This window comes from Kribbella steppae (assembly GCF_004342025.1).
GTDB lineage: Bacteria > Actinomycetota > Actinomycetes > Propionibacteriales > Kribbellaceae > Kribbella > Kribbella steppae.
Genome location: NZ_SLWN01000009.1, coordinates 178,693 through 204,079, shown reverse-complemented (window position 1 = coordinate 204,079; position 25,387 = coordinate 178,693). Strand labels below are relative to the sequence as shown.

Genomic DNA, 25,387 nt, shown 5'->3' with positions numbered 1-25,387 from the left:
GTGCGGATCACCTGGTGGGGGCATGCCACCACCACCATCGAGGACAACGGCACGCGGCTGCTCACCGATCCCGTCCTCACCTCGCGCATCGCGCATCTGCGCCGGCGCCGCGGGCCGGCCCCGCTACCCGCTGCGGCCGAGTGCGACGCCGTACTCATCTCGCACATGCATGCCGACCACTTGCATCTCACCTCGATCCCGCTGGTCGCGCCGGACGCCGCGCTGGTCGTGCCGCAGGGTGCGGCCCGGCTCATCCGGCAGGACTGTGGTGACGCCGTCGCGGACCGCTGTATCGAGGTTGCCCCGGGCAACCAGGTGCGGATCGGCGCACTCGACATCACCGCGGTCACGGCCCATCACGACGGCCGCCGGCTGCCGTGGTCGTCGTACGTCGGACCGGCTCTCGGCTACCGGGTCGAGGGCTCGCCGAGTGTGTGGTTCGCCGGTGACACCGACCTGTTCGACGACCTGGCCGCGGAAGCCGGCCCGGTCGACCTGGCGCTGGTGCCGGTCGGCGGCTGGGGGCCGTCGCTCGGTCCCGGGCACCTGGATCCGGTCCGGGCGGCGGACGCGGTTCGGCTGGTCGGGGCCCGGGCAGCGATCCCGGTACATTTCGGGACGTTCTGGCCGATCGGGTGCGATTGGCTGAAGCCGGAGCTGTTCCTGCCGCCGGGGGACAGGTTCAAGACCGCGATGGCCGAGCTGGATCCCGCGGTGAAGGTGGACGTCCTGGTGCCGGGCGAGTCGACCGAGGTGGTCGTGCCGTGAGCGGCAACACCCACTTCGATCTCTGGTATCTGTTCGCGCTCGCCGGTGCTGTCCTGCTGGGCGCCGTACTGCCGGTGCTGCCGACCGGCGCGGCGGTGTCGGCCGGCGCCGTACTCGCGTCGCACGGGAATCCGATCGGGCTGGCCGGCGTACTGCTCGCAGGTGCGCTCGGGGCGTATCTCGGGGACCTGATCGTGTACGCCGGTTGCCGCTTCGGTGGTGAGCGGTTGGCGAAACGGGTCGGATGGCTGCGCGACAACGCGTCCTTGGACGCGCTGCGGGTCCGGCTGGCCGATCACGAGATCGGCGTGCTGCTGACATCCCGACTGATTCCGGGTGGCCGGGTGCCGGTGCTGCTCGCGGCTGGGCTCGCCGGTTATTCATGGGAGCGGTTCGCGGTGGTGGATCTGATCGCGTCGTCGCTGTGGGCTGCGGTCTACATGGCGATCGGGCTGCTCGGGTACGCCCTGTTCGACGAGCCATGGCAAGGCGTGCTGGCGGCGATCGTGCTCGTGATCCTCACGACCGTGGCGAGCGGCGTGGTCCAGCGCTGGCGGCGGAAGAAGCGCGCCTCAGACTCCGAATGACGCGCTGCGGAGCCGCTCGACCGTCTCCGCCTCGCCGTCCAGTTGTACGTCGGCCACCTGCTGCCGGCCGAAGCAGAACAGCACCAGCTCCGCCGGCTCACCAGTCACTGTCACCGACCCGAGCTCGGTCGGCTTCTTCGCGATCGACGTCGTACCGTCCGGCGACCGCAGCACCAGACCGCTCGGCGCCTTCCGGGTCATCGACTTGGCGGCCAGCCGGACCGCCTTCCACAGCCCGGCCTGCTGACCGGCCGGGAGGGTGCGGACGTCGTACGACGGCTGGGCGCGGCGGACGTCCTCGTGGTGGACGAAGTACTCGGTCGTGTTCAGTTGGTGTCCGAACTTCGGCACCGAGTAGATCGAGAACGTCGGCGGTCCGTTGCGGACCTTGTCGACGACCTCGGTGAAGCTGTACCGCGCCTTGACCCGGGCCATCCGCTTCTCGGTGGTGTCCGACAGCGCCGGGATCACGATGCCCGGACCGGCCATCGGATCGGCCTCCCGGACGTGCAGGTGCACGGCCAGATCGTAGGTCGTCCAGCCCGCGCACAACGTCGGCTGGTCCGGTCCGAGCTGATCGAACAGATCACACAGAGCAAGTCGTTCTACCCGGCTGTAGTCGGTCACAACTCGATCGTAGTTGTCGGAGTGGAATGGCAGAATGTCAATCGTTGTCATGCCTGTGCCTGGTTGATGCACCTGACTGTCCTGGAGCGTGTTGCCCGTGCCGCCGAAAGTCCCAGACAAGGGGAGCGTGACCCGCAGGGGCCTCGCGGTCCTGAAGGTCGCGATCTGGGAGGAGCCGTGGATCTTCGCCCTGTCCGTGCTGGCGAGCATGTTGTACGGCGCGATGACCGTGGCCGACGGGTGGGCGCTCGGATGGGCGACCGACCACGTGGTCCGGCCCGCGCTGGAGAGCGGTCACACCACGTTCGGTGCGATCGCCGGCATGGTCTCGCTCTTCCTCGGGATCGCGATCCTGCGGGCGATCGGGGTGGTCGGCCGGCGGATCGGGGCCGGCGTGATGCAGTACCGGCTGCAGGCGACGTACCGGCGCCGGGTCACCCGGCAGTACCTGAAGCTTCCGCTCGAGTGGCACCACCAGCACTCGACCGGCATGTTGCTGTCGAACGCCAATGCGGACGTGGAGTCGATCTGGTTCGTGATCGCGCCGCTGCCGATGGCGATCGGCGTGCTGGCGATGCTCGCGTTCGCGACGGTCGCCATGTTCATGGCCGACCCCTGGCTGGCCCTGGTCGGCTGCCTGGTGTTCCCGCTGGTGTTCGTGGCGAACGTGATCTTCCAGCGCTACCTGCAGCCGCTCGCGACCCGCGCGCAGCAGCTCCGCGCGGACGTCTCCGAGGTCGCGCACGAGTCGTTCGACGGCGCGCTGGTGGTGAAGACGCTGGGCCGGGAGGCGGCCGAGACCGAGCGCTTCCGCACCCCGACGTACGCACTGCGGGACGCGAACATCGCGGTGAACAAGGCCCGCGGTGTGTTCGACCCGGTCATCGACGGTCTGCCCCGACTGGGTGTGCTCGCGGTGCTGCTGGTCGGCGTCGGCCGGGTGCAGTCGGGCGCCGCCGACGCGGGTGACGTGGTCCAGGTGGCGTTCCTGTTCACGCTGATCGGGTTCCCGATCCGGGCGCTCGGCTGGGTGCTCGGCGAGCTGCCACGTTCTGTCGTCGGGTGGGACCGCGTCCAGCGAGTGCTGACCGCCGAGGGCGGGATGGAGTACGGCTCCGCGGAGCTGACGTCGACCAAGGCGGCTCGGCTCGAGGTCTCCGACGTACGGTTCGGGTACCTGCCCGAGCGGGATGTGCTGACCGGCGTGGACTTCACCATCGAGCCCGGTCGGACAGTCGCGATGGTCGGTCCGACCGGTGCGGGGAAATCGACGCTGATGACGCTGCTGACCCGGCTGATCGACCCCGAGGAAGGTGCAATCAAGGTCGACGGGCTCGATCTGCGCGACCTCGCCCGGGACGAGCTGGCCGGTTCGGTCGCGCTGGTGGCGCAGACCGCGTTCCTGTTCGACGACACGATCCGCGGCAACGTGACGCTCGGCGGCGACTACAGCGACGAAGACGTCTGGGACGCGCTCCGGATCGCCCAGGGCGACGGCTTCGTGAAGAGCATGCCGGAGGGTTTGGACACCAAGGTCGGCGAGCGCGGTACGACGCTGTCCGGTGGTCAACGGCAACGAATCGCGCTGGCCCGGGCCCTGGTACGACGACCACGGTTGCTGATCCTGGACGACGCGACCAGTGCGGTCGACCCGCAGGTCGAGGCGCGGATCCTGGCTGGGCTGCGGTCGACCGTCCAGGACTCGGAGGCCGCGACCACCGTGCTGGTGATCGCCTACCGCAAGGCGACGATCTCGCTCGCCGACGAGGTGGTGTTCCTCGACGAGGGCCGGATCTCGGCGCAGGGGACGCACACCGAACTGCAGCAGAAGTCGGCCGCCTATCGCGAGCTGGTCGACGCGTACGAGAAGGACGCGGCACGGCGACAGGAAGAGGCGGACCTGGCCGCCGAGATAGACGACCTTGACTCGGAAGGAGCGTCCGCGTGAGCACGGTCGAAACGAGCCGGCTGGATCACGGCGATGACGCGGGTGGTCTGGACACGCTGCGGCAGGGCGTGCGGGTGTCGCCCGAATTGGGTCAGGGCTGGTGGATCACCGGGCTTCTCGCGCTGGTGATGACGGGCGGGAGGATCGTCGTACCGATCGCTGTTCAGCAGACGATCGACAAGGGGCTGTCCGGTCCGGGCGGGCCGGATATGTCGTTCGTGGCGTGGATGTGCGTGGTCTGTACGATCGCGATTCTGATCACCGGGGTGGCGTCGTACCTGACGACCGTACGGCTCGCGGTCAACTCCGAGCGCGGGCTGTCGACGATGCGGATCAAGGCGTTCCGGCATGTACACGACCTGCCGGTGCTGACGCAGAGCACCGAGCGGCGGGGCGCGCTGGTCAGCCGGGTCACGTCGGACGTGGACACGGTGTCGCAGTTCCTGCAGTTCGGCGGGTTCATCTTCCTGGTCAGCATCGGGCAGATGGTGCTCGCGACCGTGGTCATGTTCGTCTACTCCTGGCAGCTGGCACTCGTCGTCCTGATCTGCTTCATCCCGCTGTTCGCCAGCCTGAAGTCGCTGCAGCGGCTGATGTCCGCGGCGTACGGCGTGGTGCGGGCGAAGGTCGGCGAGATGCTGTCCGCGATCGCCGAGCCGGTCGTCGGCGCGCAGGTGGTCCGGGCGTACGCGATCGAGAAGCGCACCCAGGACCGGATCGACGCCTCGATCGAGGACTACCGGCGGACGGCGACACGGGCGCAGGCGATCACGGGTCTGACCTTCTCGATCGGTGGCTTGGCCGCCGGTCTGGCGAACGCCGGGGTGCTGACGGTCGGCGTGCTGCTCGGGGTCGACCAGCAGGCGACGCTGGGGGAGATCCTCGCGTTCATGTTCCTGGTGGCGCTGTTCTCGGACCCGGTGCAGATCGCGACCCAGGTGCTGACGGATGCGCAGAGCGCGTTCGCCGGCTGGCGGCGGGTGCTCGGCGTGATCGCGACGCCGGCTGACGTGGTCGACCCGGGTGAGTCGGGGGTCGTACAGGCGCGCGGGCCGATCTCGGTGCAGTTCTCGGACGTGGACTTCGCGTATCCGGAAGGCGAGCTGGTCCTGCGGGATGTCGACGTACGACTGGAACCGCATCGGCGGGTCGCGGTGGTGGGGGAGACCGGGTCGGGGAAGACGACGTTCGCGAAGCTGCTGACCCGGTTGATGGACCCCAGTTCGGGCGCCGTACTGCTGGACGGGGTGGACGCGCGGGAGATCTCGTTCGCGTCGCTGCGGGAGCGGGTGGTGATGGTGCCGCAGGACGGGTACCTCTTCGACGCGTCACTGGCGGAGAACGTGCGCTTCGGCCGACCGGAGGTGACGGACGCTCAGCTGCTGGCGGCGTTCGAGTCGCTCGGCCTGACGGACTGGCTGGAGTCGTTGCCGGACGGTCTGGATTCGCCGGTGGGTCAGCGCGGTGAGTCGATGTCGGCGGGTGAGCGCCAGTTGGTCGCGCTGGTTCGGGCGAATATCGCCGACCCCGATCTGCTCGTCCTCGACGAGGCGACATCGGCGGTCGATCCGGGGACCGAGGTTCGGGTCAACGCGGCACTCGAGCGGCTGATGGCGGGCCGGACGTCGGTGACCATCGCGCACCGGTTGTCGACGGCGGAGGCGGCCGACGAGGTGCTGGTCTTCGACAACGGCGAGATCGTCGAGCGCGGTCCGCACGCGGAGCTGGTCGGCGCCGGCGGGGTCTACACGCGACTGCACGACAGCTGGATCGCCCAGCGGAGCGCCGTCTAGCTCTTTGAGGGCACGCGTAACGGCCGGGACCGCGGAAAGGGGCCGGTCCCGGCCGTACGCGTGCGATCAGGTCGACTCAGGGAGTCGGGGCGGCACCGTTCTCCCGGCCGTTGCCCGGCTGGGGCACCAGCAGGAACTCGACGCCGCCCTTGTCGTCGACCGCCGCGTCCAGGATCTTGTCGTCGAGCGCGTTCGCGGCGTTCTCCTCGAGGAACACCCGCGCGCCACTCTCCTCGACCACCTGGTCACCCGGGCGCGGCGCTTCCGTGGTCGTCACCGCGAGCGCGGGGTTGGCCGGATCCTCCTGCGAGATCCGTACCCCGGCGCCCTCCGGCGCACCGTCGACCCCCGTGATGCTCTTGATCACCAGAGTCGCGTTCTCGGTCAGCGTCAGCACAACTACTCCAACCTCTAGGAATCACTGAGCCCGCCCCGTGCCCGATGACGTCATCTCCAAACAGGGGCGTGTGCCAGGTCACTGTCTGCCGCCGGGAAAGTCGGGTGCGGGTGTGGGTGGGGTGGTGTGTGATCGGGGTATGGCTATTGGGATGGGTGTGCCGGGGGTTGACGGGCTGGGCGACGTGGTGCGGGTGTTGCGGGGGTGGCAGTACGACGGAGCTGTGGTGCAGCTGCACCCGGGGGATCTGGGGTGGTACTGGCGCTTCGGCGGGGAGCAGACCGCGGCGGCGACCAGGATGTGGAGCCGGGACGGGGAGACCCTGGCGGTCGGGATGCTGGACGATCCCGAGCTGCTGCGGCTGGCGATCGCGCCGGAGCTCCAGCACGACGAGGAGCTGGCGCGACAGTTGGTCGAGGACGTGTCGGCGCCGGAGCGCGGCGTACTGATCGAGGGCAAGGTGTACGTCGAGGCGCCGCTCGGATCGCTCGTTCTGGACCTGCTGATCAAGGACGGCTGGGAGCTCGACGAACCGTGGATACCGCTGCGGCGTGACCTCAGTGAGCCGGTGCCGGACCCGGGTCTCCGGATCGAGGTGATCGGTCCGGAGCAGGCGCACGAGCGGACCGCGGTCCAGCGGGCGTCGTTCGACGGATCTACGTTCACCGACGAGCGCTGGCACGCGATGGCGGCCGGAGCGGCGTACGACGACGCGCGGTGTCTGGTCGGCCGCAACGGGCAGGGCGAGGCGGTCGCCGGTGTGACGGTCTGGTCCGCGGGACCCGGCAAGCCGGGGCTGATCGAACCGATGGGCGTGCATCGGGCACACCGCGGTCACGGCTACGGACAGGCGATCACGGTCGCGGCGGCGCGCGCCCTGCGGGAGCTGGGTTCGTCCAGCGCGGTCGTGTGCACGCCGGCCTTCAACGTGGGCGCGGTCGCCACCTACAAGGCGGCCGGGTTCGAGCAGTTGCCCGAGATGCGGGACGTGTACCGGAACGCCTAGCCGGCGGCCTCGTCGGCCGCGCGGAGCACGCGGAGAATGTTGCCACCGGCAAGCTTTGCCAGTTCGGCCTCGTTCCAGCCGCGGTCGGCGAGCGCCCCGAAGAGCCTGGGGTACGACGCCACGTCGGCGAGGCCGGTGGGGAACTCCGGGCACCCGTCGTAGTCGCCGCCGATCCCGATGTGGTCCACGCCGGCGATCCCGCGGACGTGCTCGATGTGATCCACCACGTCGTCGAGCGTGACCTCGGGCTTCGGTACGTCGTACGCGTTGGCCAGCTTGACCTGATCCGCCGGGTTGAGCGGATTCAGCTCCGGCACGGCCTCCCGCGCGCCGGCGATCCAGTCGACGTACGGCTGGGACACGAACGCCGGCACGAACGTCACCATGCAGACGCCCTCGTTCCGCGCGAGCGTCTCGAGGACGTCGTCGGGAGCGTTCCGCGGTACGTCGCACACCGCACGCGCCGACGAGTGGCTGAAGATCACCGGCGTGCTCGTCACCCGGAGCGCGTGCCGCATGGTGTCCGCCGAGACATGTGACAGGTCGACCAGCATGCCGATCCGGTTCATCTCCCGGACGACCTCCTCGCCGAAGTCGTTCAGCCCGCCCAGCACCGGCTCGTCCGTCGCGGAGTCCGCCCACGACACGTTGTTGTTGTGGGTCAGCGTCATATAGCGAACACCGAGCGCACGCATCACCCGCAGGACGCCGAGGGACTCACCGATCGAGTGGCCGCCCTCCATCCCCATCAGCGACGCGATCCGGCCGGCCTTGATCGCCGCCTCCACGTCATCGGCCGAGGATGTCAGCTCCAGCTCCGACGGGAATCGCTCGACCAGTCGCCGGACGAAGTCGAGCTGCTCGAACGTACGCCGTACGGAGTCAGCGTCCTGGGGAACCCACAGCGACCAGAACTGGGCACCCACCTGCCCCTGTCGCAGCCGGGGCAGATCGGTGTTCACCTGGGGGACCGGACCGCTCAGATCGTGCGCGTCCAGGTCGTACCCGCACAGTTCGTAGAAGGCGATCGGCAGGTCGTTGTGCCCGTCGACCACCGGGTGCTCAGCCAACAGTTCCCGGACGCGTGCCTCACTCGTCGTCATTCCGCCATCCTCTCAGTCCGGCAGCAGGAGGTGTTCATGCCAGGACACCGTGTGCGGAGCACGACTTGTGATCGGCGACAATGGACAGGTGAGTATCGACGAGCTGACCTTCGACGCGGCCGGGCTGATCCCGGCGGTAGTACAGCAGTACGACACGCGTGAGGTCCTGATGGTGGGCTGGATGAACGCCGAGGCGGTACGCCGTACCGCGGAGACCAAGCGGAGCACGTTCTGGTCCCGCAGCCGGCAGGAGTACTGGGTGAAGGGCGAGACCAGCGGCCATCGTCAGCACGTCAAGCAGATCCTGGTCGACTGCGACGCCGACACCCTGCTCGTCCTGGTCGACCAGGAAGGCCCGGCCTGCCACACCGGCACCCGCAGCTGCTTCGAGCACGGCGAGATCGAGGTCAAACCGTGAGCCTGGAGACTGAAACCACAGTGAACAGCCCCAGCCTGGAGACCTTTCGCGAGTACGCCAAGGACCGCCGCGTCATCCCGGTGACGCGGCGGCTGCTGGCGGATGCCGAGACGCCGATCGGTGTCTACGGCAAGCTCGCCGCCGAGCGCCCCGGCACGTTCTTGCTCGAGTCGGCCGAGAACGGCGGCGTCTGGTCGCGGTACTCCTTCATCGGTGTCCGCTCTGCCGCGACCCTGACCGAGCGGGACGGCGAGGCCGTCTGGACCGGCAACCCGCCGGTAGGTCTGCCGGAGACCGGTGACCCGCTGAAGGCGCTCCGCGAGACGCTGGAGATCCTGCACACCCCGCGGCTGCCGGACCTGCCCCCGCTGACCGGCGGCATGGTCGGCTTCCTCGGGTACGACGCGGTCCGCCGGCTGGAACGGTTGCCGGACACAACGACCGACGACCTCGGCCTGCCCGAGCTGACCTTCCTGTTCGCCACCGACCTGGCCGCCCTCGACCACGAGACCGGCGAGATCTGGCTGATCGCGAACGCGGTGAACTGGGACGACTCCGACGAGCGGGTCGACGAGGCCTACGCGGACGCGGTCCGCCGCCTCGACGCGATGGAGGCCGACCTGGCGCAGCCCACCCCGTCGTACGTCGTCCGCGCCGATCGATCCGCGGAGCCGGATCCGCACCGGCAGCGGTCCAGCGCCGAGTACCGGGAAGCGGTCGAGCACGCCAAGGAGGAGATCCGCGCGGGCGAGGCGTTCCAGATCGTCGTGTCCCAGCGGTTCGAGCTGCAGACCACCGCGACCGCGCTGGACATCTACCGGGTGCTCCGCCGTTCTAACCCGAGCCCGTACATGTACCTCGTCCGCCTGGACGGGTTCGACATCGTCGGCTCCAGCCCCGAGGCGCTGGTCAAGGTGACCGACAACAAGGTGATCCTGCACCCGATCGCGGGCACCCGCCGCCGCGGTGTGACGCCCGAGGAGGACCACGCGCTGGAGGAGGAGCTCCGGGCCGACGCGAAGGAGCGGGCCGAGCACCTGATGCTGGTCGACCTGGGCCGCAACGACGTCGGCCGGGTCTGCGCACCGGGCACCGTCGAGGTCGTCGACTTCATGGACGTACGGCGCTACAGCCACGTGATGCACCTGGAGTCGACGGTCACCGGGCAGCTGGCGGCCGGCAAGACCGCCTTCGACGCGCTCACCGCCGCCTTCCCGGCCGGAACGTTGTCCGGGGCACCGAAGCCGCGGGCGATGGAGATCATCGACAAGCTCGAGGTGACCCGGCGCGGCGTGTACGGCGGCGTGGTCGGCTACCTCGACTTCGCCGGTGACGCCGACACCGCGATCGCCATCCGGACCGCGGTGCTGCGCGGTACGACGGCGTACGTGCAGGCGGGGGCGGGCATCGTGGCCGACTCCGACCCGGCCGCGGAGGACGCGGAGTGCCGGACGAAGGCGGCCGCCGTACTCGACGCGATCGCGGTCGCGGGAACCTTTAGCGACGTCTGATGAGGCCGCAGCGACTGGTTGACCTCCTGGCGGTAGTAGCCCTGGCCCTGCTCGGCCTGTCGGCGTACCTGCCGTGGACCACGGTCAACGACAAGGAAACCTTCAAGGGCTACGACCTGACCCGCGCACCGGTCTTCCTGGCTGCGGCGGCAGTGGTGGCCGTGATCGTGACCAAACTGGCCGGTACTGCGCTGCGCCGCGTGCTGGCCGTCCTGGTAGTACTGCTGGGCGTGCTGGCCGTCGTGGTCGCGTTCCAGGTCCGCCCAGGACTCGAGGAGCTGACCCGGCTGCGCCCGGCGCTCACGCTCGGAACCGACTCGTTCGAGATCACCACCGGACCGGCTCCCTGGCTCGCGCTGACCGGGGGAGTGGCGCTGGTCGCAGCAGGGCTGGTCGCCGTACTGACAGCGCATCGCTGGCGACGGGCGACGGCGCGCTATGAGCGTGATCCGGCCGCCGCAGGGTCCGGTCACGGGACCGATCAGTGGAAGGCGATCGACGCCGGGGAGGACCCGACTCTCTGATCGCGGCGGGCTACCGCCACAATAGGACGGGACGACGACGAGGAGTGGCGCCAACCATGGACAAGACGACGGCGGATCAACCGGTGACGCAGGTGAGCGAGGAGGCTCACGACCTGCACGGCAACAGCCCGGCGGCCTGGACCGCCGTGACCATCGTGCTGATCGCTTTCACGGTCGGCGCCATCGCGATGGTGCTGGGGCCGAACTGGCTGCTGTTCTGGATCTCAGTCGCGATCGCTCTGGTCGGTGCGCTGGCCGGCAAGGTGATGCAGCTGCTGGGCTTCGGGGTTCCGACCGACGACCGGCACTGAGGGGCGAACCGACATGACTGTGCTTGACGACATCCTCGCCGGGGTCCGGGAGGACCTCGCGGAGCGCCAGGCGCGGGTCAGCCTGGACGACCTGAAGCTCGAGGCGCAACGCAAGCCCGACGCCAAGGACCCGATGCCGGTGTTCCGCGGCGACGGGATCGCGATCATCGCCGAGGTGAAGCGCTCCAGCCCGTCCAAGGGCGACCTGGCCGAGATCACCGACCCGGCCGCGCTGGCCGGTGAGTACGAGGGCGGCGGGGCGGCCGCGATCTCGGTGCTGACCGAGCAGCGCCGGTTCAACGGCAGCCTGGACGACCTGCGCGCGGTCCGCGGCCGGGTCGACGTACCGGTGCTGCGCAAGGACTTCATCGTGTCCTCGTACCAGCTCTGGGAGGCCCGGGCGGCCGGTGCCGACATGGCCCTGCTGATCGTCGCGGCGCTGGAGCAGGAGGCGCTGGTCTCGCTGATCGAGCGGGCCCATTCGATCGGGCTGTGCCCGCTGGTCGAGGTGCACGACGAGGAGGAGACCCGGCGTGCGGTGGACGCCGGAGCTCAGCTGATCGGCGTGAACAACCGGAACCTGAAGACCCTCGAGGTCGACCGGGACACCTTCGCCCGGGTCGCGCCGACGATCCCGACCAACCTGGTCCGGGTGGCGGAGTCCGGGGTCCGCGGCCCCCATGATGTAATCGAGTTCGCGCGCGCCGGGGCCGATGTCGTCCTCGTCGGTGAAACCTTGGTGACCGGCCGCGATCCCCGCGCCTCGGTCGCCGACCTGGTCGCTGCCGGATCGCACCCCGCCATTCAGCAGCGGCACTAGTACACCCGGGCCGTGAAGCCGGCCGGGAACACCACCCCCTTCGGGGTATTGGAAGGCTTGTACGGATGACAACTGTGCTGCCCGACCAGTTCGGGCACTTCGGCCGTTTCGGCGGCAGGTTCATGCCGGAGGCGCTGATCGCGCCGCTCGACGGGCTCACCACGGCGTGGCGGGAGGCGATGGCCGACCCGGCGTTCACCGGTGAGTTCGAGCGGATGCTGCGCCAGTACGTCGGTGCGCCGAGCCTGCTGTACGACGCGACCCGGCTGTCCGACGTGGCCGGTGCCCGGATCCTGCTGAAGCGCGAGGACCTGAACCACACCGGCGCGCACAAGATCCGCAACGCCATCGGCCAGGCCCTGCTGACCAAGCGGATGGGCAAGACCCGGGTGATCGCGGAGACCGGTGCCGGCCAGCACGGCGTCGCGACCGCGACCGCCTGCGCCTACCTGGACCTCGAGTGCGTGGTCTACATGGGCGAGGTCGACACCGAGCGGCAGGCGCTGAACGTGGCCCGGATGAAACTGCTCGGCGCCGAGGTGATCTCGGTCAAGACCGGCAGCCGGACACTGAAGGACGCGATCAACGAGGCGTTGCGCGACTGGGTCGCCAGCGTCGACAAGACGCACTACATCTTGGGGACGGCGGCCGGTTCGCACCCGTTCCCGGCGATGGTGCGCGACTTCGTCCGCGGCATCGGCGACGAGGCCCGGGAGCAGTCGCTCGAACTGCTCGGCAAGCTTCCGGACGCCGCGGTCGCCTCCGTCGGCGGTGGGTCGAACGCGATCGGCCTGTTCGCCGCGTTCATCCCGGACGCGGACGTGAAGCTGTACGGCATCGAGCCCGGCGGTGACGGGTTCGAGACCGGCCGGCACGCGGCCACGATCAGCGCGGGCCAGGTCGGCGTACTGCATGGTGCGCGGTCGTTCCTGTTGCAGGACGAGGACGGGCAGACGATCGAGTCGCACTCGATCTCGGCCGGGCTGGACTACCCCGGTGTCGGGCCGGAGCACGCGTGGCTGTCCGAGACCGGGCGGGCGTCGTACCGGCCGATCACCGACGCCCAGGCGATGGAGGCGTTCAAGCTGCTGTCCCGGACCGAGGGGATCATCCCCGCGATCGAGTCCGCGCACGCGGTCTCCGGCGCGCTCGACATCGCCAAGGAATTGGGGCCGGAGGCAACCATTCTGGTGAACCTGTCCGGCCGCGGGGACAAGGACATGGACACGGCCGCGACCTGGTTCGGCCTGGCCGACAAGGAGACCGGTCGTGAGTGAGCTCGTTGCCCTGGGCAAGGCCGGGGCCGCGATCCGGAAGGCGAACGCCGAGGGCCGCGGCGCCCTGGTCGGCTACCTGCCGGCCGGCTTCCCGACGTACGAGGGTGGCGTCGACGGGATCAAGGCGCTCGTCGACGGCGGGTGCGACGTGATCGAGATCGGCCTGCCGTACAGCGACCCGGTGATGGACGGTGTCACCATCCAGCGCGCCACCGAGGCCGCGCTGGCCGGCGGACTGCGGACCCGCGACGTGCTGAGCACGGTCGAGAAGATCGCGTCGTACTCCGATGTCCCGGTGCTGCTGATGACGTACTGGAACCCGATCGAGCGGTACGGCGTCGACCGGTTCGCCGCCGATCTCGCGGCGGCCGGGGGAGCGGGGCTGATCACGCCCGACCTGATCCCGGACGAGGGCGCGGAGTGGATCGCGGCCGCGGACAAGTACGACCTGGACAAGGTCTTCCTGGTCTCGCCGTCGTCGACCGACGAGCGGATCCGGCTGACCACGGCCGCCTGCCGCGGTTTCGTCTACGCGACCGCGGTGATGGGTGTCACCGGTGCCCGGGACAAGCCGTCCGACCTGGCCGCACCGCTGGTCGCCCGGACCAAGGCGGCGACCGGACTGCCGGTCGGCGTCGGCCTCGGAATCTCGAACGCGGACCAGGCGGCCGGTGTGGCGGCGTTCGCGGACGCGGCGATCGTCGGTGCCGCTCTCGTCAAGGCGCTCCAGGACGGCGGCCCGGCCGGGGTCCGCAGCCTCGCCGGAGCCTTGTCCGAAGGCGTCCGACGGGAACACAGCGCCGCCGCCGGTCGTTAGACACGCCGTGAGTCGAACCAGGAACGCGGCCGTTCTGCTTGCCGCGGTGGCTCTGCTCGCCCTCGCGGGCTGCAGCGGCGGCAAGGACAAGGAACAGGCGGACAACCCCGGTGGTGCGATCATCCGCACCACCGGGGACCCGAACGGGCTGCGGGGGGCGACGCTGGACCGGCCGTACACGTTGCCGACGGCGACGTTGACCGACACCGGCGGCAACCAGTTCAACCTGGTCACGTCCACCAAGAAGCCGGTCACGCTGGTGTTCTTCGGCTACACCAACTGCCCGGACGTCTGCCCGACCGTGATGGCCGACGTGGCGTCCGCGCTGACCAAGCTGGACGAGTCGGTCCGTGGCCAGGTGCAGTTGCTGTTCATCACCACCGACCCGTCCCGCGACACCGGTCCGGTGATGCGCAAGTACCTGGACCGGTTCGACCCGTCCTTCGTGGGGCTGACCGGGTCGCTGACCCAGATCAAGGACATCGCCAAGGCTGTCGGCGTACCGGTGGAAGGTATGAAGAAGCTGCCGTCCGGCGGTTACGAGGTCGGCCACGGCGCGCAGGTGCTCGGATTCGGAAAGAACGACAAGGCGAACGTGCTGTGGTTGTCGAACGCCGCCATCGGCGACCTCGCACATGACTTCGGGAAGCTGGTGGAGGACAACCAGTGAAGGTGAAGCAGCAGCCCTGGTCCCCCTGGGTGTCGCTGGTGGCCCGGCTCGTGCTCGGCGGTGTGATGCTGGTGGCCGGTGCGCTGAAGGTGACCGATCCGGAGACCGCGTCCCAGGCGGTCCGGGCGTACGACCTTCTGCCGTCCGGGCTGGTCGCCCTGGTCGGCTGGGGATTGCCGTTCCTGGAGATCGCGATCGGATTGCTGTTGATCGTCGGTTTCGGTGTCCGCGCCGCGGCCGTGGCCGCAGGTGTTTTCATGGTCGTGTTCATCGCCGCGGTGGCCTCCGCCTGGGCGCGCGGTCTGGCGATCGACTGCGGCTGCTTCGGCGGCGGCGGAACGGTCGCCCCGGGTGAGACGAAGTACCTGCAGGAGATCCTGCGGGACGTCGGCCTGCTGCTGCTGGCAGTCTGGCTCTGGTTCAGCCCGGTGAGCAAGTTCGCCCTCGAGTCCGATCCGCACATCCCGACAGGAGTCACCGCGTCGTGAGCAAGACCAAAACCCCCGTGAACCCGCTGCTGCAGCAGAAGAAGCGGCGGATCTCGCCCGGGATCGTCGTGGTGATCGTGCTGCTGCTGGCCCTGGGTGGCGGGGTCGGCGTGCAGTACTGGCGCAGCCACTCCAAGGTCGAGGTGAGTTCGAACGGCCGCCCCGAGCCCACCGTGATCCAGGGGCCGGGCACCACCGGCAAGGGTGTCACCGTCGGCAAGGAAGGCGCCAAGGCGCATATCGACATCTACCTGGACTTCCGCTGCCCGCACTGCGCGGAGTTCGAGGAGCGGACCGGCGCGACCGTCGACAAGCTGGTCCAGGACGGCACCGCGACGCTGACCTACTGGCCGCTGACCTTCGTCAACCCGGACGCCTCGCCGCGGCTCGCGAACGCGTTCGCCGCCGCGGCCGCGAACGGCAAGGCGCTCAGCTACGCCGACGAGATGTACGCCGACTTCTCCAAGTCCTGGACCACCAATCAGCTGATCCAGCTGGGCCAGCAGTTGGGCATCGACGACGCGACGTTCCAGCAGGCGGTGCGCGACAACACCTACGGCAGCTGGCTCGACTCGGTCTCCAAGGCCGCCGATGACCGCGGTGTGACCGGGACGCCGACGGTCTACGTCAACGACAAGCAGCTGGATGCCGACAACCTGACCGGCGAGGGCCTGCAGAAGGCCGTCGACGAAGCGGTCGCGGCCGGCTGAGGCCCATGGGCGCTGACGCACCGAGTCCCCATCGTGACCATGAGTTTCTGGTCGCGATGGGGCCGGTCGAGTAGCGTTCCTGCTTGCCATGTCTAGTCTGATCCCCGCCGTGATCGTTCCGGCGTTCATCCCAAGCCCCAGCCAGGGTGTCTGGCACGTTCTCGGTCTGCCGATCCGCGCGTACGCGCTGTGCATCCTGGCCGGCATCTTCGCCGGCTACTGGCTCGGCCGTCACCGCTGGGTTGCCCGCGGCGGTTCACCGACGGTGCTCGCCGACATCATGTTCTGGGCCATCCCGTTCGGTCTGGTCGGTTCCCGGATCTACCACGTCATCACCGACGCCGAGCTGTACTTCGGCGAGGGCCGGCACCCGATCGACGCGCTGAAGATCTGGCACGGCGGGCTGGGTATCTGGGGTGCGGTCGGGTTCGGCGCACTCGGTGCCTGGATCGCCTGCCGGCGGGCCAAGGTGCCGTTCCTGGCGGTCGCGGACGCGATGGCGCCGGGGATCGCGCTGGCCCAGGTGCTCGGCCGGTTCGGCAACTACTTCAACCAGGAACTGTTCGGTAAGCCGACGAACCGGCCGTGGGGTCTGGAGATCGACCCCGCGCACCGGCCGGAGGGGTACGCCGACTTCGCCACCTTCCACCCCACGTTCCTGTACGAGGCGATCTGGAACCTCGGCGTGATCGCGCTGGTGATCCTGGTCGGCCGCCGGGTCAAGCTGGGGCACGGGCGGGCGTTCGCGCTCTACGTGGCCGGTTACACCGCCGGGCGGGTCTGGATCGAGGACCTGCGCATCGACACCGTGAACCACTTCCTCGGCCTGCGCCTGAACGTGTGGACCTCGCTCGTGCTGTTCGTCCTCGCGGTCGTCTACCTCATCCTCAGCTTCCGCTACCGTCCCGGCATCGAGGACATCTCCACCGGCCCGGCCGCCGGCCAGCCGTATGCCGAGGCCGACAAGCCGGCCGACGACGCCGCCGGGCCGACCGACGATGCCGGGCCGACCGATGACGCCGAGCTGACGGACGATGCCGAGCTGACGGGCGATGCCGAGCTGACGGGCGATGCGAGGAAGCCGGAGGCCGCCAAGCCGACGGTCGAGGCGAACAGCACCAACGGGCCCGAGACAGACGGGTCTCGTGACTGACGATCGGACCTCCGCTTCCGAGGGCGACTCCAGCGGATCGCCCCCGGAAGTCTCCGCCGAGCATCACGGGGACCACACCCATCGGGACGTGAATGGCGGCTGGCTGCGGCCGGCCGTGTTCGGCGCGATGGACGGCCTGGTGTCGAACTTCGCGCTGATCGCCGGCATGGACGGCGGCACCGAGTCCGGTTCGCAGTTCATCGTGCTGGCCGGGTTGGCCGGTCTCGCCGCGGGCGCGTTCTCGATGGCGGCGGGGGAGTACACCTCGGTCGCGTCGCAACGTGAGCTGGCCCGGGCCGAGATCGAGGTGGAACGCAAGGAGATCCAGCGGCACCCGCTCGACGAGGAGATCGAGCTCGCCGAGACCTACCGGGCCAAAGGCCTCGACCCGGACCTGGCCAGCAAGGTCGCCAAGCAGTTCCACACCGACCCGGACCAGGCACTGGAGGAACACGTCCGCGAGGAGCTCGGCATCGATCCGCACGATCTGCCGAACCCGATGTTGGCGGCCGCGTCCTCCTTCATCTGCTTCGCGGTCGGCGCGTTCATCCCGCTGCTGCCGTACCTCCTCGGTGCCGGCAACGTCGTACCGGCCCTGGTCCTGTCGCTGACCGCCCTCTTCGTCTGCGGTGCCGTCGTCTCCCGCGTCACCACGCGTTCCTGGTGGTACTCCGGCCTCCGCCAACTGATCCTCGGCGGCCTGGCCGCAGCCCTCACCTACTTCGTCGGCACTTTGGTCGGTCCGAGCATCTAGACCGGACGTGTGTGGGTGAACAGACCGCTGTAGGCGTTGAGGGCGGGCTGTCCACCGAGGTGGGCGTAGAGGACGTTGGAGTCCTTCGGGATCTCGCCGTTGCGGATCAGGTCGATCAGGCCGGCCATCGACTTCCCCTCGTAGACCGGGTCGATGATCATCCCCTCGAGCTGACCGGTCAGGCGGATCGCGTCGAGGGTCGACTGCACCGGTACGCCGTACAGGTCGCCGGCCCAGCCCTCGAGGACGGTGATCTCGTCCTCGCGCAGGTCCCGGCCGAGCCCGATCAGTTCCGCGGTGGCGCGGGCGATCCGCTCGACCTGGTCGTGGGTCTCCTTCAGCTTGGCGCTCGCGTCGATGCCGATCACGCGCCGCGGGCGGTCCTGACCGGCGAAGCCCGCGATCATCCCGGCCTGGGTCGACCCGGTCACCGCGCACACGATGATCGTGTCGAAGAAGACACCGAGCTCACGCTCCTGCTGCTCCACCTCGTACGCCCACTGCGCGAATCCGAGCCCGCCGAGCTTGTGGTCGGAGGCACCGGCCGGGATGGCGTACGGCGTACCTCCTCGAGCCTCGACGTCGGCCAGTGCCTGCTTCCAGCTGTCCTTGAAGCCGATGCCGAAACCGGCCGGGTCGAGCCGGACCTCCGCGCCCATGATCCGGCTGAGCAGGATGTTGCCGACCCGGTCGTTGAGCGCGTCGGGCCAGTCGACCCAGTTCTCCTGCACCAGCACCGCCTTGAGCCCGACCTTCGCGGCGACCGCGGCGACCTGCCGGGTGTGGTTGGACTGGTAGCCGCCGATCGACACCAGCGTGTCCGCGCCCTGGGCGAGCGCGTCGGGGATCAGGTACTCCAGCTTCCGCGTCTTGTTGCCGCCGTACGCGAGCCCGGAGTTGCAGTCCTCGCGCTTCGCCCAGATCCTCGCGCCCCCGAGCTGCGCACTGAGCCGGTCGAGCGGATGGACCGGACTCGGCCCGAACAACAACGGGTACCGGGCGAAATCAGCCAGTGACATCGTTCCTCCGAAAGTCGGTCGCTCGACGGCGGGCGCCGTGACTAGGGTCAGCCAGATGTTCCCCGGCGAGATCGATGTCCAGCCGTCCACCTACCTCGAACACCTCGGCACCATCTTCGCCCGCTTCAGCTCCGGCACCCAGGGCTCCGGCAACATCTCGCACGGCGTCCGCATCGCCGACCAGAGGTACCCGCTACCCGAGCTACACCGCCTTCCACCAGGCCTGGACCTCAGCCTGAGGGGTTGGCACACCTTCCGGGGGGGCTGAGACAGGAAATAACCTGTCCCGGCCCACCGGTTCCTGTTCAAGCCCAGCCGCGCGCTCTACGGTCGTCAGGCGGTCCCGCAGTACGTTGCGGGCACCCCAGGCGGGCTCGTCCAGCGGGAGGCGCGCAAACCGGCCCAGAGCGGCAGCCAAGGCCACCGGCGACCACGCGGCCGGCTCCACCGTCTCACCAGGTGAATTTCGGGTGAGGTGGGTGGTTGTGGGAGAGGGTGCTGGGAAGATGAGGGGGCAGGTAGTGAGCGCTTGCTTACTGTGGGTGAGTAGGCGTTGTGACGGTGGAATGGGCGTCCATCTATCGGGCGTCATGAGGTAGTCTCGGGACTCCCGGCTTGGGCCAATGTTGTCCCGCGGCCAGTTGTTGACCGTAGGACGACGGGAGCTCCTGAATGTTTGGTGTCCCCCCATTCCCGAGCGAGGGTCTGTACGACGGGCAGCACGAGCACGACGCTTGTGGTGTCGCCTTCGTCGCGACCCTGACCGGTGAACCCAGCCACGACATCGTGGCGAAGGCTTTGACCGCCCTGCGCAACCTCGAGCACCGCGGCGCTTCCGGCGCCGAACCGGACTCCGGCGATGGCGCCGGCATCCTGATCCAGGTCCCGGACGCGTTCTACCGCAAGGTGTGCGACTTCGAGCTGCCGGTGCAGCGCGCGTACGCCACGGGTATCGCCTTCCTCCCGGCCGACCCGGACGACGCCGCCAAGGCGGTCGCCCGGATCGAGGAGCTCGCCGCGGAGGAGAGCCTGACCGTCCTCGGCTGGCGCGACGTACCGACCACGCCGGACCTGCTCGGCGCCACCGCTCGTTCGGTGATGCCGACCTTCAAGCAGCTGTTCGTCACCGCCAAGGCGGGCCGGGTGCTAGGCCTGGCGCTGGAGCGGATGGCCTTCCGGCTGCGGAAGCGGGCCGAGAAGGAAACAGAGACCTACTTCCCGTCGCTGTCCGGCCGGACCATCACCTACAAGGGGATGCTGACCACCGATCAGCTGGACAAGTTCTTCCCCGAGCTGACCGACCCCGACCTCGCCTCGGCGATCGGCATCGTGCACTCGCGGTTCTCCACCAACACGTTCCCGTCCTGGCCGCTGGCCCACCCGTACCGGTACATCGCCCACAACGGTGAGATCAACACCGTCCAGGGCAACCGCAACTGGATGCGCGCCCGCGAGGCTCTCCTCGCCAGCGACCTGATCCCGGGTGATCTCGAGCAGCTCTACCCGATCTGTACGCCGAGCGCCTCGGACTCGGCCTCGTTCGACGAGGTGCTGGAACTGCTCCACCTCGGCGGCCGGTCGCTGCCGCACGCGATGCTGATGATGATCCCGGAGGCGTGGGAGAACGCCACCACGATGGACCCGCAGCGGCGTGCCTTCTACGAGTTCCACTCGACCCTGATGGAGCCGTGGGACGGCCCGGCGTCGGTGGTCTTCTCCGACGGCACCAAGGTCGGCGCGGTGCTGGACCGCAACGGTCTCCGCCCGTCGCGCTACTGGGTCACCGAGGACGGTCTCGTCGTCCTCGCGTCCGAGGCCGGCGTCCTCGACATCGACCCGGCCACCGTCACCGAGAAGGGCCGGCTCGAGCCTGGCCGGATCTTCCTGGTCGACGTCGAGGCGCACCGGGTCATCACCGACGCAGAGGTGAAGAACGCACTCGCCACCGAGCACCCGTACGACGAGTGGCTGCACGCCGGCCTGATCCGGTTCGAGGATCTGCACGAGCGCGAGCACGTGGTCCACAGCCACGCCTCGGTCACCCGGCGCCAGCAGGTGTTCGGGTACACCGAGGAGGAGCTGCGGGTTCTCCTCACCCCGATGGCCCGGTCCGGCGCCGAGCCGATCGGGTCGATGGGCACCGACACGCCCATCGCCGTACTGAGTGAGCGGCCGCGACTGCTGTTCGACTACTTCGCCCAGCTGTTCGCCCAGGTCACCAACCCGCCGCTGGACGCGATCCGCGAGGAGCTCGTCACCTCGCTGTCGTCGTCCCTCGGCCCGGAGGCGAACCTGCTCAGCCCGAGCCCGGCGTCCTGCCGTCAGGTCGTGCTGCCGTTCCCGGTGATCACCAACGACGAGCTCGCCAAGCTGCGCCACATCAACCTGGACGGCGACATGCCGGGCCTGGCGACCACGGTGCTGCGCGGTGTGTACGACGTCGAGGGCGGCGGAGAGGCGCTGGCGGCGCGGCTCGCGGCGATCTGCGCCGAGGCCGACGCGGCGATCAAGGACGGCGCCCGCATCCTGGTGCTGTCCGACCGGCACTCGAACGCCGACAGCGCGCCGATCCCGTCGCTGCTGCTGACCGCCGCGGTTCATCACCATCTGGTGAGGGAGAAGACCCGCACGCAGGTCGGTCTGGTCGTCGAGGCCGGTGACGTCCGCGAGGTCCACCACGTCGCCCTGCTGATGGGGTACGGCGCGGCGGCGGTCAACCCGTACCTCGCGCTCGAGTCGGTCGAGGACCTGTGCCGCCAGGGCACCTATTTGCCGGGTATCGAGCCCGAGCAGGCGGTGCGCAACGTGGTGAAGTCGCTCGGCAAGGGCGTGCTCAAGGTGATGTCGAAGATGGGTGTGTCGACGGTCGCGTCGTACACCGGTGCCCAGATCTTCGAGGCGACCGGTCTGTCGCCCGAGCTGGTCGACACCTACTTCACCGGTACGTCGTCCAAGCTCGGCGGACTCGGGCTCGACACGATCGCCGAAGAGGTACGCCGCCGGCACCTGCGCGCGTACCCGGCCGACGGCATCCTGGCCGCGCACCGCAAGCTGGAGATCGGTGGCGAGTACCAGTGGCGGCGTGAGGGCGAGCCGCACCTGTTCGACCCGGACACGGTGTTCCGGCTGCAGCACAGCACCCGGACCGGGCGCTACGACATCTTCAAGCAGTACACCTCCCGTGTGGACGAGCAGTCCGAGCGGCTGATGACGCTGCGCGGCCTGTTCGGCTTCAAGGATGCGGACAGTGGCTCGGACCGGGAGCCGATCCCGATCGACGAGGTCGAGCCGGTCAGCGAGATCGTCAAGCGGTTCTCGACCGGTGCGATGAGCTACGGCTCGATCAGTGCCGAGGCGCACACCACGCTGGCGATCGCGATGAACCGGCTCGGCGGCAAGTCGAACACCGGTGAGGGCGGCGAGGACTCCGACCGCCTGCACGACCCGGCCCGGCGGAGCTCGATCAAGCAGGTCGCGTCCGGTCGGTTCGGCGTCACCGCGGAATACCTGACCAACTCCGACGACATCCAGATCAAGATGGCTCAGGGCGCGAAGCCCGGCGAAGGCGGTCAGCTGCCCGGCAACAAGGTCTACCCGTGGGTGGCCGGCACCCGGCACTCGACCCCGGGTGTCGGCCTGATCTCGCCGCCCCCGCACCACGACATCTACTCGATCGAGGACCTGGCTCAGCTGATCCACGACCTCAAGAACGCCAACCCGCAGGCGCGCGTGCACGTCAAGCTCGTCTCCGAGGTCGGCGTCGGCACGATCGCCGCAGGGGTCAGCAAGGCGCACGCGGACGTCGTACTGATCTCCGGACACGACGGTGGTACCGGTGCGGCTCCGCTGACGTCGCTGAAGCATGCCGGTGGTCCGTGGGAGCTCGGTCTGGCCGAGACCCAGCAGACCCTGCTGCTCAACGGGTTGCGCGACCGGATCGTCGTACAGACCGATGGTCAGCTGAAGACCGGCCGGGACGTGATCGTCGCGGCGCTGCTCGGTGCGGAGGAGTTCGGCTTCGCCACCGCGCCGTTGGTGGTGTCGGGCTGCATCATGATGCGCGTCTGCCACCTGGACACCTGTCCGGTCGGCGTCGCCACGCAGAACCCGGTGCTGCGCGAACGGTTCTCCGGCAAGCCCGAGTTCGTGGTGAACTTCTTCGAGTTCATCGCGGAGGAGGTCCGGGAGTACCTGGCCCAGCTCGGCTTCCGGTCGCTGGACGAGGCGATCGGGCACGCCGAGGTGCTGGACATCCGGCGCGCGGTCGACCACTGGAAGGCCGACGGACTCGACCTGTCGCCGATCCTGCACGTGCCGGCCCTGCCGGACGGCGCGGCTCGACACCAGACGGTGCTGCAGGACCACGGTCTCGACAAGGCGCTCGACAACGAGCTGATCCGGATCTGCCAGCCGGCGCTGGAGACCGGTGAGCCCGTCCGTGCGCAGCTGCCGATCCGCAACGTCAACCGGACTGTCGGCACCATGCTCGGTCACGAGATCACCAAGCGGTACCGGGCCGCCGGCCTGGCCGACGGCACGATCGACCTGACCTTCACCGGGTCGGCCGGCAACTCGTTCGCCGCCTTCGTCCCGCGTGGTGTGACGCTGCGCCTCGAGGGTGACGCCAACGACTACGTCGGCAAGGGCCTGTCCGGTGGTCGCGTGGTGATCCGGCCGGATCGGCACGCGCGGTTCGACGCGGCCGACCAGATCATCGCCGGCAACGTCATCGCGTACGGCGCGACGTCGGGCGAACTGTTCATCAGCGGTGGGGCCGGGCAACGGTTCTGTGTCCGGAACTCCGGAGCCACCGCGGTCGTCGAGTCGGTCGGCGACCACGCCTGCGAGTACATGACCGGTGGGCGCGTCGTCGTACTCGGCGCCGTCGGCCGGAACTTCGCGGCGGGCATGTCGGGCGGCGTGGCCCACGTGCTCGACCTGGACCACGCCTTGGTGAACCCGGAGCTGGTGGACCTGCACCCGGTCACCGAGGACGAGTCCGAACTGCTGCACGATCTGGTCCGCAGGCACCACGAGGAGACTGGTTCGGAACGGGCGGCCAAGCTGCTCGCCGACTGGCCCGCGGCGGCGGCCAGGTTCACCACGGTGATGCCCCGCGACTACGCCCGGGTGCTGGCGGCCAAGGCGGCCGCCGAGCGGGACGGGCTGGACGAGGACGCCACCACGCGAGCGATGATGGAGGCCATCTGATGGCTGACCCGAAGGGATTCCTGACCACCCCGCGGGAGGTCGCCGAGCGGCGCCCGGTCGACGAGCGGGTGAAGGACTGGAAAGAGGTCTACCCCGGTGGGCCCGGCAAGGCACTGCTGCCGATCATCACCAAGCAGGCCGGACGGTGTATGGACTGCGGCATCCCGTTCTGCCACAGCGGCTGCCCGCTGGGCAACCTGATCCCAGAGTGGAACGACCTGGTCTGGCGGGACGACTGGTCCGGTGCGATCGAGCGGTTGCACGCGACCAACAACTTCCCGGAGTTCACCGGCCGGCTCTGCCCGGCGCCGTGTGAGCCGGCCTGCGTACTGGGCATCAACCAGGAGCCGGTGACGATCAAGAACGTCGAGGTCGCGATCATCGACAAGGCCTGGGAGGCCGGTGACGTCAAGCCGCAGCCGCCGGAGTGGCTGACAGGTAAGACGATCGCCGTCGTCGGCTCCGGCCCAGCCGGTCTGGCCGCCGCCCAGCAGCTCACCCGCGCCGGTCACACCGTCGCGGTCTACGAGCGGGCCGACGCCCCGGGCGGACTGCTGCGCTACGGCATCCCCGAATTCAAGATGGAGAAGGAACAGGTCGACCGCCGGATCCAGCAGATGAAGGAGGAGGGCACGGTCTTCCGCTCCGGCGTCAACGTCGGCGTGGACGTCACCGGGACCCAACTCAAGCAGCGGTACGACGCCGTCGTCATCGCCACCGGCGCGACGGCGGCCCGCGATCTGCCGGTGCCGGGACGCGAGCACGGCGGCATCCACCAGGCGATGGAGTACCTGCCGCAGTCCAACCGGGTCGCGCTGGGGGAGACCGTCGACGACCAGATCGTTGCCACTGGCAAGGACGTGGTCATCATCGGTGGCGGTGACACCGGTGCGGACTGCCTCGGTACGGCGCACCGGCAAGGTGCTCGCTCCGTCACCCAGCTGGAGATCATGCCGCGACCCGGCGACGACCGGCCGACCGGGCAGCCTTGGCCGACGTACCCGATGATCTACCGGGTCGCCTCGGCGCACGAGGAGGGCGGCGAGCGGGTGTACTCCGTCTCGACCGTCAACTTCGAGGCCGATGCCGACGGCAACGTGGCCGGGCTGAACCTGGTCGAGGTGGAGTTCAAGGACGGGAGGTTCAGCCCGATCGAGGGCACCGAGCGGACCATCCCGGCGCAGCTCGTGCTGCTCGCGATGGGCTTCCTCGGCCCGGAGCGCGAGGGCTTCCTCGAGCAGTTGGGTGTCGATCTGGACGAGCGGGGCAACGTCAAGCGGGACAAGAGCTACCAGACCTCGGTCGAAGGGGTCTTCGCCTGTGGTGACGCCGGTCGCGGTCAGTCCCTGATCGTCTGGGCGATCGCCGAAGGCCGCTCCTGCGCCAACGGTGTGGACACCCACCTGACCGGCTCGTCAACCCTGCCAACCCCCATCCCACCGACAGCCCGCCCGCTGGCGGTCTGAATCCGAGCT

24 protein-coding genes are annotated in these 25,387 nt (G+C 69.3%); 20 read left to right on the top strand and 4 right to left on the bottom strand.

Annotated features, from left to right (window positions below; translation table 11 throughout):
• Both EV652_RS26615 and EV652_RS26610 read left to right on the top strand, forming a co-directional pair.
• Positions 1-768 carry an MBL fold metallo-hydrolase gene (locus tag EV652_RS26615; protein ID WP_132211958.1) on the top strand — a complete coding sequence of 256 codons (768 nt, stop codon included), beginning with the start codon at positions 1-3 and terminating at the stop codon, positions 766-768.
• Positions 765-1,355, top strand: coding sequence for a DedA family protein (locus EV652_RS26610; protein ID WP_132211957.1), 591 nt, complete (start codon positions 765-767; stop codon positions 1,353-1,355). The genes EV652_RS26615 and EV652_RS26610 overlap by 4 nt, the downstream gene beginning before the upstream one ends.
• On the opposite strand, the gene EV652_RS26605 is transcribed toward EV652_RS26610, so the two are convergent.
• The gene (locus tag EV652_RS26605) at positions 1,341-1,982 is read right to left on the bottom strand and encodes a TIGR03085 family metal-binding protein (protein ID WP_132211956.1); all 642 of its coding nucleotides are present in this window, start codon (positions 1,980-1,982) and stop codon (positions 1,341-1,343) included. The genes EV652_RS26610 and EV652_RS26605 overlap by 15 nt on opposite strands.
• 127 nt (positions 1,983-2,109) lie before the next feature.
• On the opposite strand from EV652_RS26605, the gene EV652_RS26600 reads away from it, so the two are divergent.
• Entirely contained in the window at positions 2,110-3,930 is a 1,821-nt protein-coding gene (locus EV652_RS26600) for an ABC transporter ATP-binding protein (protein ID WP_369410044.1), read from the top strand.
• Positions 3,927-5,723, top strand: a complete 1,797-nt coding sequence (locus EV652_RS26595) for an ABC transporter ATP-binding protein (RefSeq protein ID WP_132211955.1) — start codon at positions 3,927-3,929, stop codon at positions 5,721-5,723. Before EV652_RS26600 ends, EV652_RS26595 begins: the two co-directional genes overlap by 4 nt.
• 76 nt (positions 5,724-5,799) lie before the next feature.
• Here EV652_RS26595 and EV652_RS26590 read toward each other — a convergent pair whose 3' ends face one another.
• Positions 5,800-6,120, bottom strand: coding sequence for a Fe-S cluster assembly protein HesB (locus EV652_RS26590; RefSeq protein ID WP_132211954.1), 321 nt, complete (start codon positions 6,118-6,120; stop codon positions 5,800-5,802).
• A 139-nt stretch (positions 6,121-6,259) separates the two neighbouring features.
• On the opposite strand from EV652_RS26590, the gene EV652_RS26585 reads away from it, so the two are divergent.
• Positions 6,260-7,126 (top strand): GNAT family N-acetyltransferase, encoded by an 867-nt coding sequence (locus EV652_RS26585; RefSeq protein ID WP_132211953.1) that lies wholly within the window; start codon positions 6,260-6,262, stop codon positions 7,124-7,126.
• On the opposite strand, the gene EV652_RS26580 is transcribed toward EV652_RS26585, so the two are convergent.
• Positions 7,123-8,229, bottom strand: coding sequence for a dipeptidase (locus EV652_RS26580; RefSeq protein ID WP_132211952.1), 1,107 nt, complete (start codon positions 8,227-8,229; stop codon positions 7,123-7,125). The two genes, EV652_RS26585 and EV652_RS26580, sit on opposite strands and share 4 nt — an antisense overlap.
• A gap of 88 nt (positions 8,230-8,317) precedes the next feature.
• Here EV652_RS26580 and hisI point away from each other — a divergent pair, with 88 nt between their 5' ends.
• The 12 genes from hisI to EV652_RS26520 all read left to right on the top strand — a co-directional run bounded on the left by hisI (position 8,318) and on the right by EV652_RS26520 (position 17,682).
• Entirely contained in the window at positions 8,318-8,647 is a 330-nt protein-coding gene (hisI, locus tag EV652_RS26575) for a phosphoribosyl-AMP cyclohydrolase (protein WP_132211951.1), read from the top strand.
• Positions 8,644-10,158 (top strand): anthranilate synthase component I, encoded by a 1,515-nt coding sequence (locus tag EV652_RS26570; RefSeq protein ID WP_242002028.1) that lies wholly within the window; start codon positions 8,644-8,646, stop codon positions 10,156-10,158. Before hisI ends, EV652_RS26570 begins: the two co-directional genes overlap by 4 nt.
• Positions 10,158-10,682, top strand: coding sequence for a Trp biosynthesis-associated membrane protein (locus EV652_RS26565; protein ID WP_132211950.1), 525 nt, complete (start codon positions 10,158-10,160; stop codon positions 10,680-10,682). Before EV652_RS26570 ends, EV652_RS26565 begins: the two co-directional genes overlap by 1 nt.
• Positions 10,683-10,738: 56 nt before the next feature.
• On the top strand, positions 10,739-10,993 hold the full coding sequence (locus tag EV652_RS26560; RefSeq protein ID WP_132211949.1) for an HGxxPAAW family protein: 255 nt from the start codon (positions 10,739-10,741) through the stop codon (positions 10,991-10,993).
• Between the two features lie 13 nt (positions 10,994-11,006).
• A complete protein-coding gene (gene trpC / locus EV652_RS26555) occupies positions 11,007-11,813 on the top strand; it encodes an indole-3-glycerol phosphate synthase TrpC (protein WP_132211948.1) in 807 nt (268 codons plus the stop codon).
• 65 nt (positions 11,814-11,878) lie between these two features.
• Complete coding sequence (gene trpB, locus EV652_RS26550) at positions 11,879-13,090, top strand: tryptophan synthase subunit beta (protein ID WP_132211947.1); 1,212 nt, start codon at positions 11,879-11,881, stop codon at positions 13,088-13,090.
• Positions 13,083-13,907: a tryptophan synthase subunit alpha gene (trpA, locus tag EV652_RS26545; protein WP_132211946.1), complete on the top strand. Its 825-nt coding sequence runs from the start codon at positions 13,083-13,085 to the stop codon at positions 13,905-13,907. Before trpB ends, trpA begins: the two co-directional genes overlap by 8 nt.
• A 7-nt stretch (positions 13,908-13,914) precedes the next feature.
• On the top strand, positions 13,915-14,577 hold the full coding sequence (locus EV652_RS26540; RefSeq protein WP_242002027.1) for an SCO family protein: 663 nt from the start codon (positions 13,915-13,917) through the stop codon (positions 14,575-14,577).
• Positions 14,574-15,065 (top strand): MauE/DoxX family redox-associated membrane protein, encoded by a 492-nt coding sequence (locus tag EV652_RS26535; protein WP_132211945.1) that lies wholly within the window; start codon positions 14,574-14,576, stop codon positions 15,063-15,065. The genes EV652_RS26540 and EV652_RS26535 overlap by 4 nt, the downstream gene beginning before the upstream one ends.
• Complete coding sequence (locus tag EV652_RS26530) at positions 15,062-15,775, top strand: DsbA family protein (RefSeq protein WP_132211944.1); 714 nt, start codon at positions 15,062-15,064, stop codon at positions 15,773-15,775. The genes EV652_RS26535 and EV652_RS26530 overlap by 4 nt, the downstream gene beginning before the upstream one ends.
• 88 nt (positions 15,776-15,863) lie before the next feature.
• Positions 15,864-16,928, top strand: coding sequence for a prolipoprotein diacylglyceryl transferase (gene lgt / locus EV652_RS26525; protein WP_199238417.1), 1,065 nt, complete (start codon positions 15,864-15,866; stop codon positions 16,926-16,928).
• Entirely contained in the window at positions 16,921-17,682 is a 762-nt protein-coding gene (locus tag EV652_RS26520) for a VIT1/CCC1 transporter family protein (RefSeq protein ID WP_242002026.1), read from the top strand. Before lgt ends, EV652_RS26520 begins: the two co-directional genes overlap by 8 nt.
• On the opposite strand, the gene EV652_RS26515 is transcribed toward EV652_RS26520, so the two are convergent.
• A complete protein-coding gene (locus EV652_RS26515) occupies positions 17,679-18,701 on the bottom strand; it encodes a 1-aminocyclopropane-1-carboxylate deaminase (protein ID WP_132211943.1) in 1,023 nt (340 codons plus the stop codon). The two genes, EV652_RS26520 and EV652_RS26515, sit on opposite strands and share 4 nt — an antisense overlap.
• A 55-nt stretch (positions 18,702-18,756) precedes the next feature.
• Here EV652_RS26515 and EV652_RS44150 point away from each other — a divergent pair, with 55 nt between their 5' ends.
• The 3 genes from EV652_RS44150 (at position 18,757) to EV652_RS26505 (ending at position 25,378) form a co-directional block, all read left to right on the top strand.
• Positions 18,757-18,969, top strand: coding sequence for a hypothetical protein (locus EV652_RS44150; protein ID WP_206752096.1), 213 nt, complete (start codon positions 18,757-18,759; stop codon positions 18,967-18,969).
• Positions 18,970-19,373: 404 nt separating this feature from the next.
• On the top strand, positions 19,374-23,912 hold the full coding sequence (gene gltB / locus EV652_RS26510) for a glutamate synthase large subunit (RefSeq protein WP_132211942.1): 4,539 nt from the start codon (positions 19,374-19,376) through the stop codon (positions 23,910-23,912).
• A complete protein-coding gene (locus EV652_RS26505) occupies positions 23,912-25,378 on the top strand; it encodes a glutamate synthase subunit beta (protein WP_132211941.1) in 1,467 nt (488 codons plus the stop codon). Before gltB ends, EV652_RS26505 begins: the two co-directional genes overlap by 1 nt.
• The last annotated feature ends 9 nt before the right edge of the window (positions 25,379-25,387 follow it).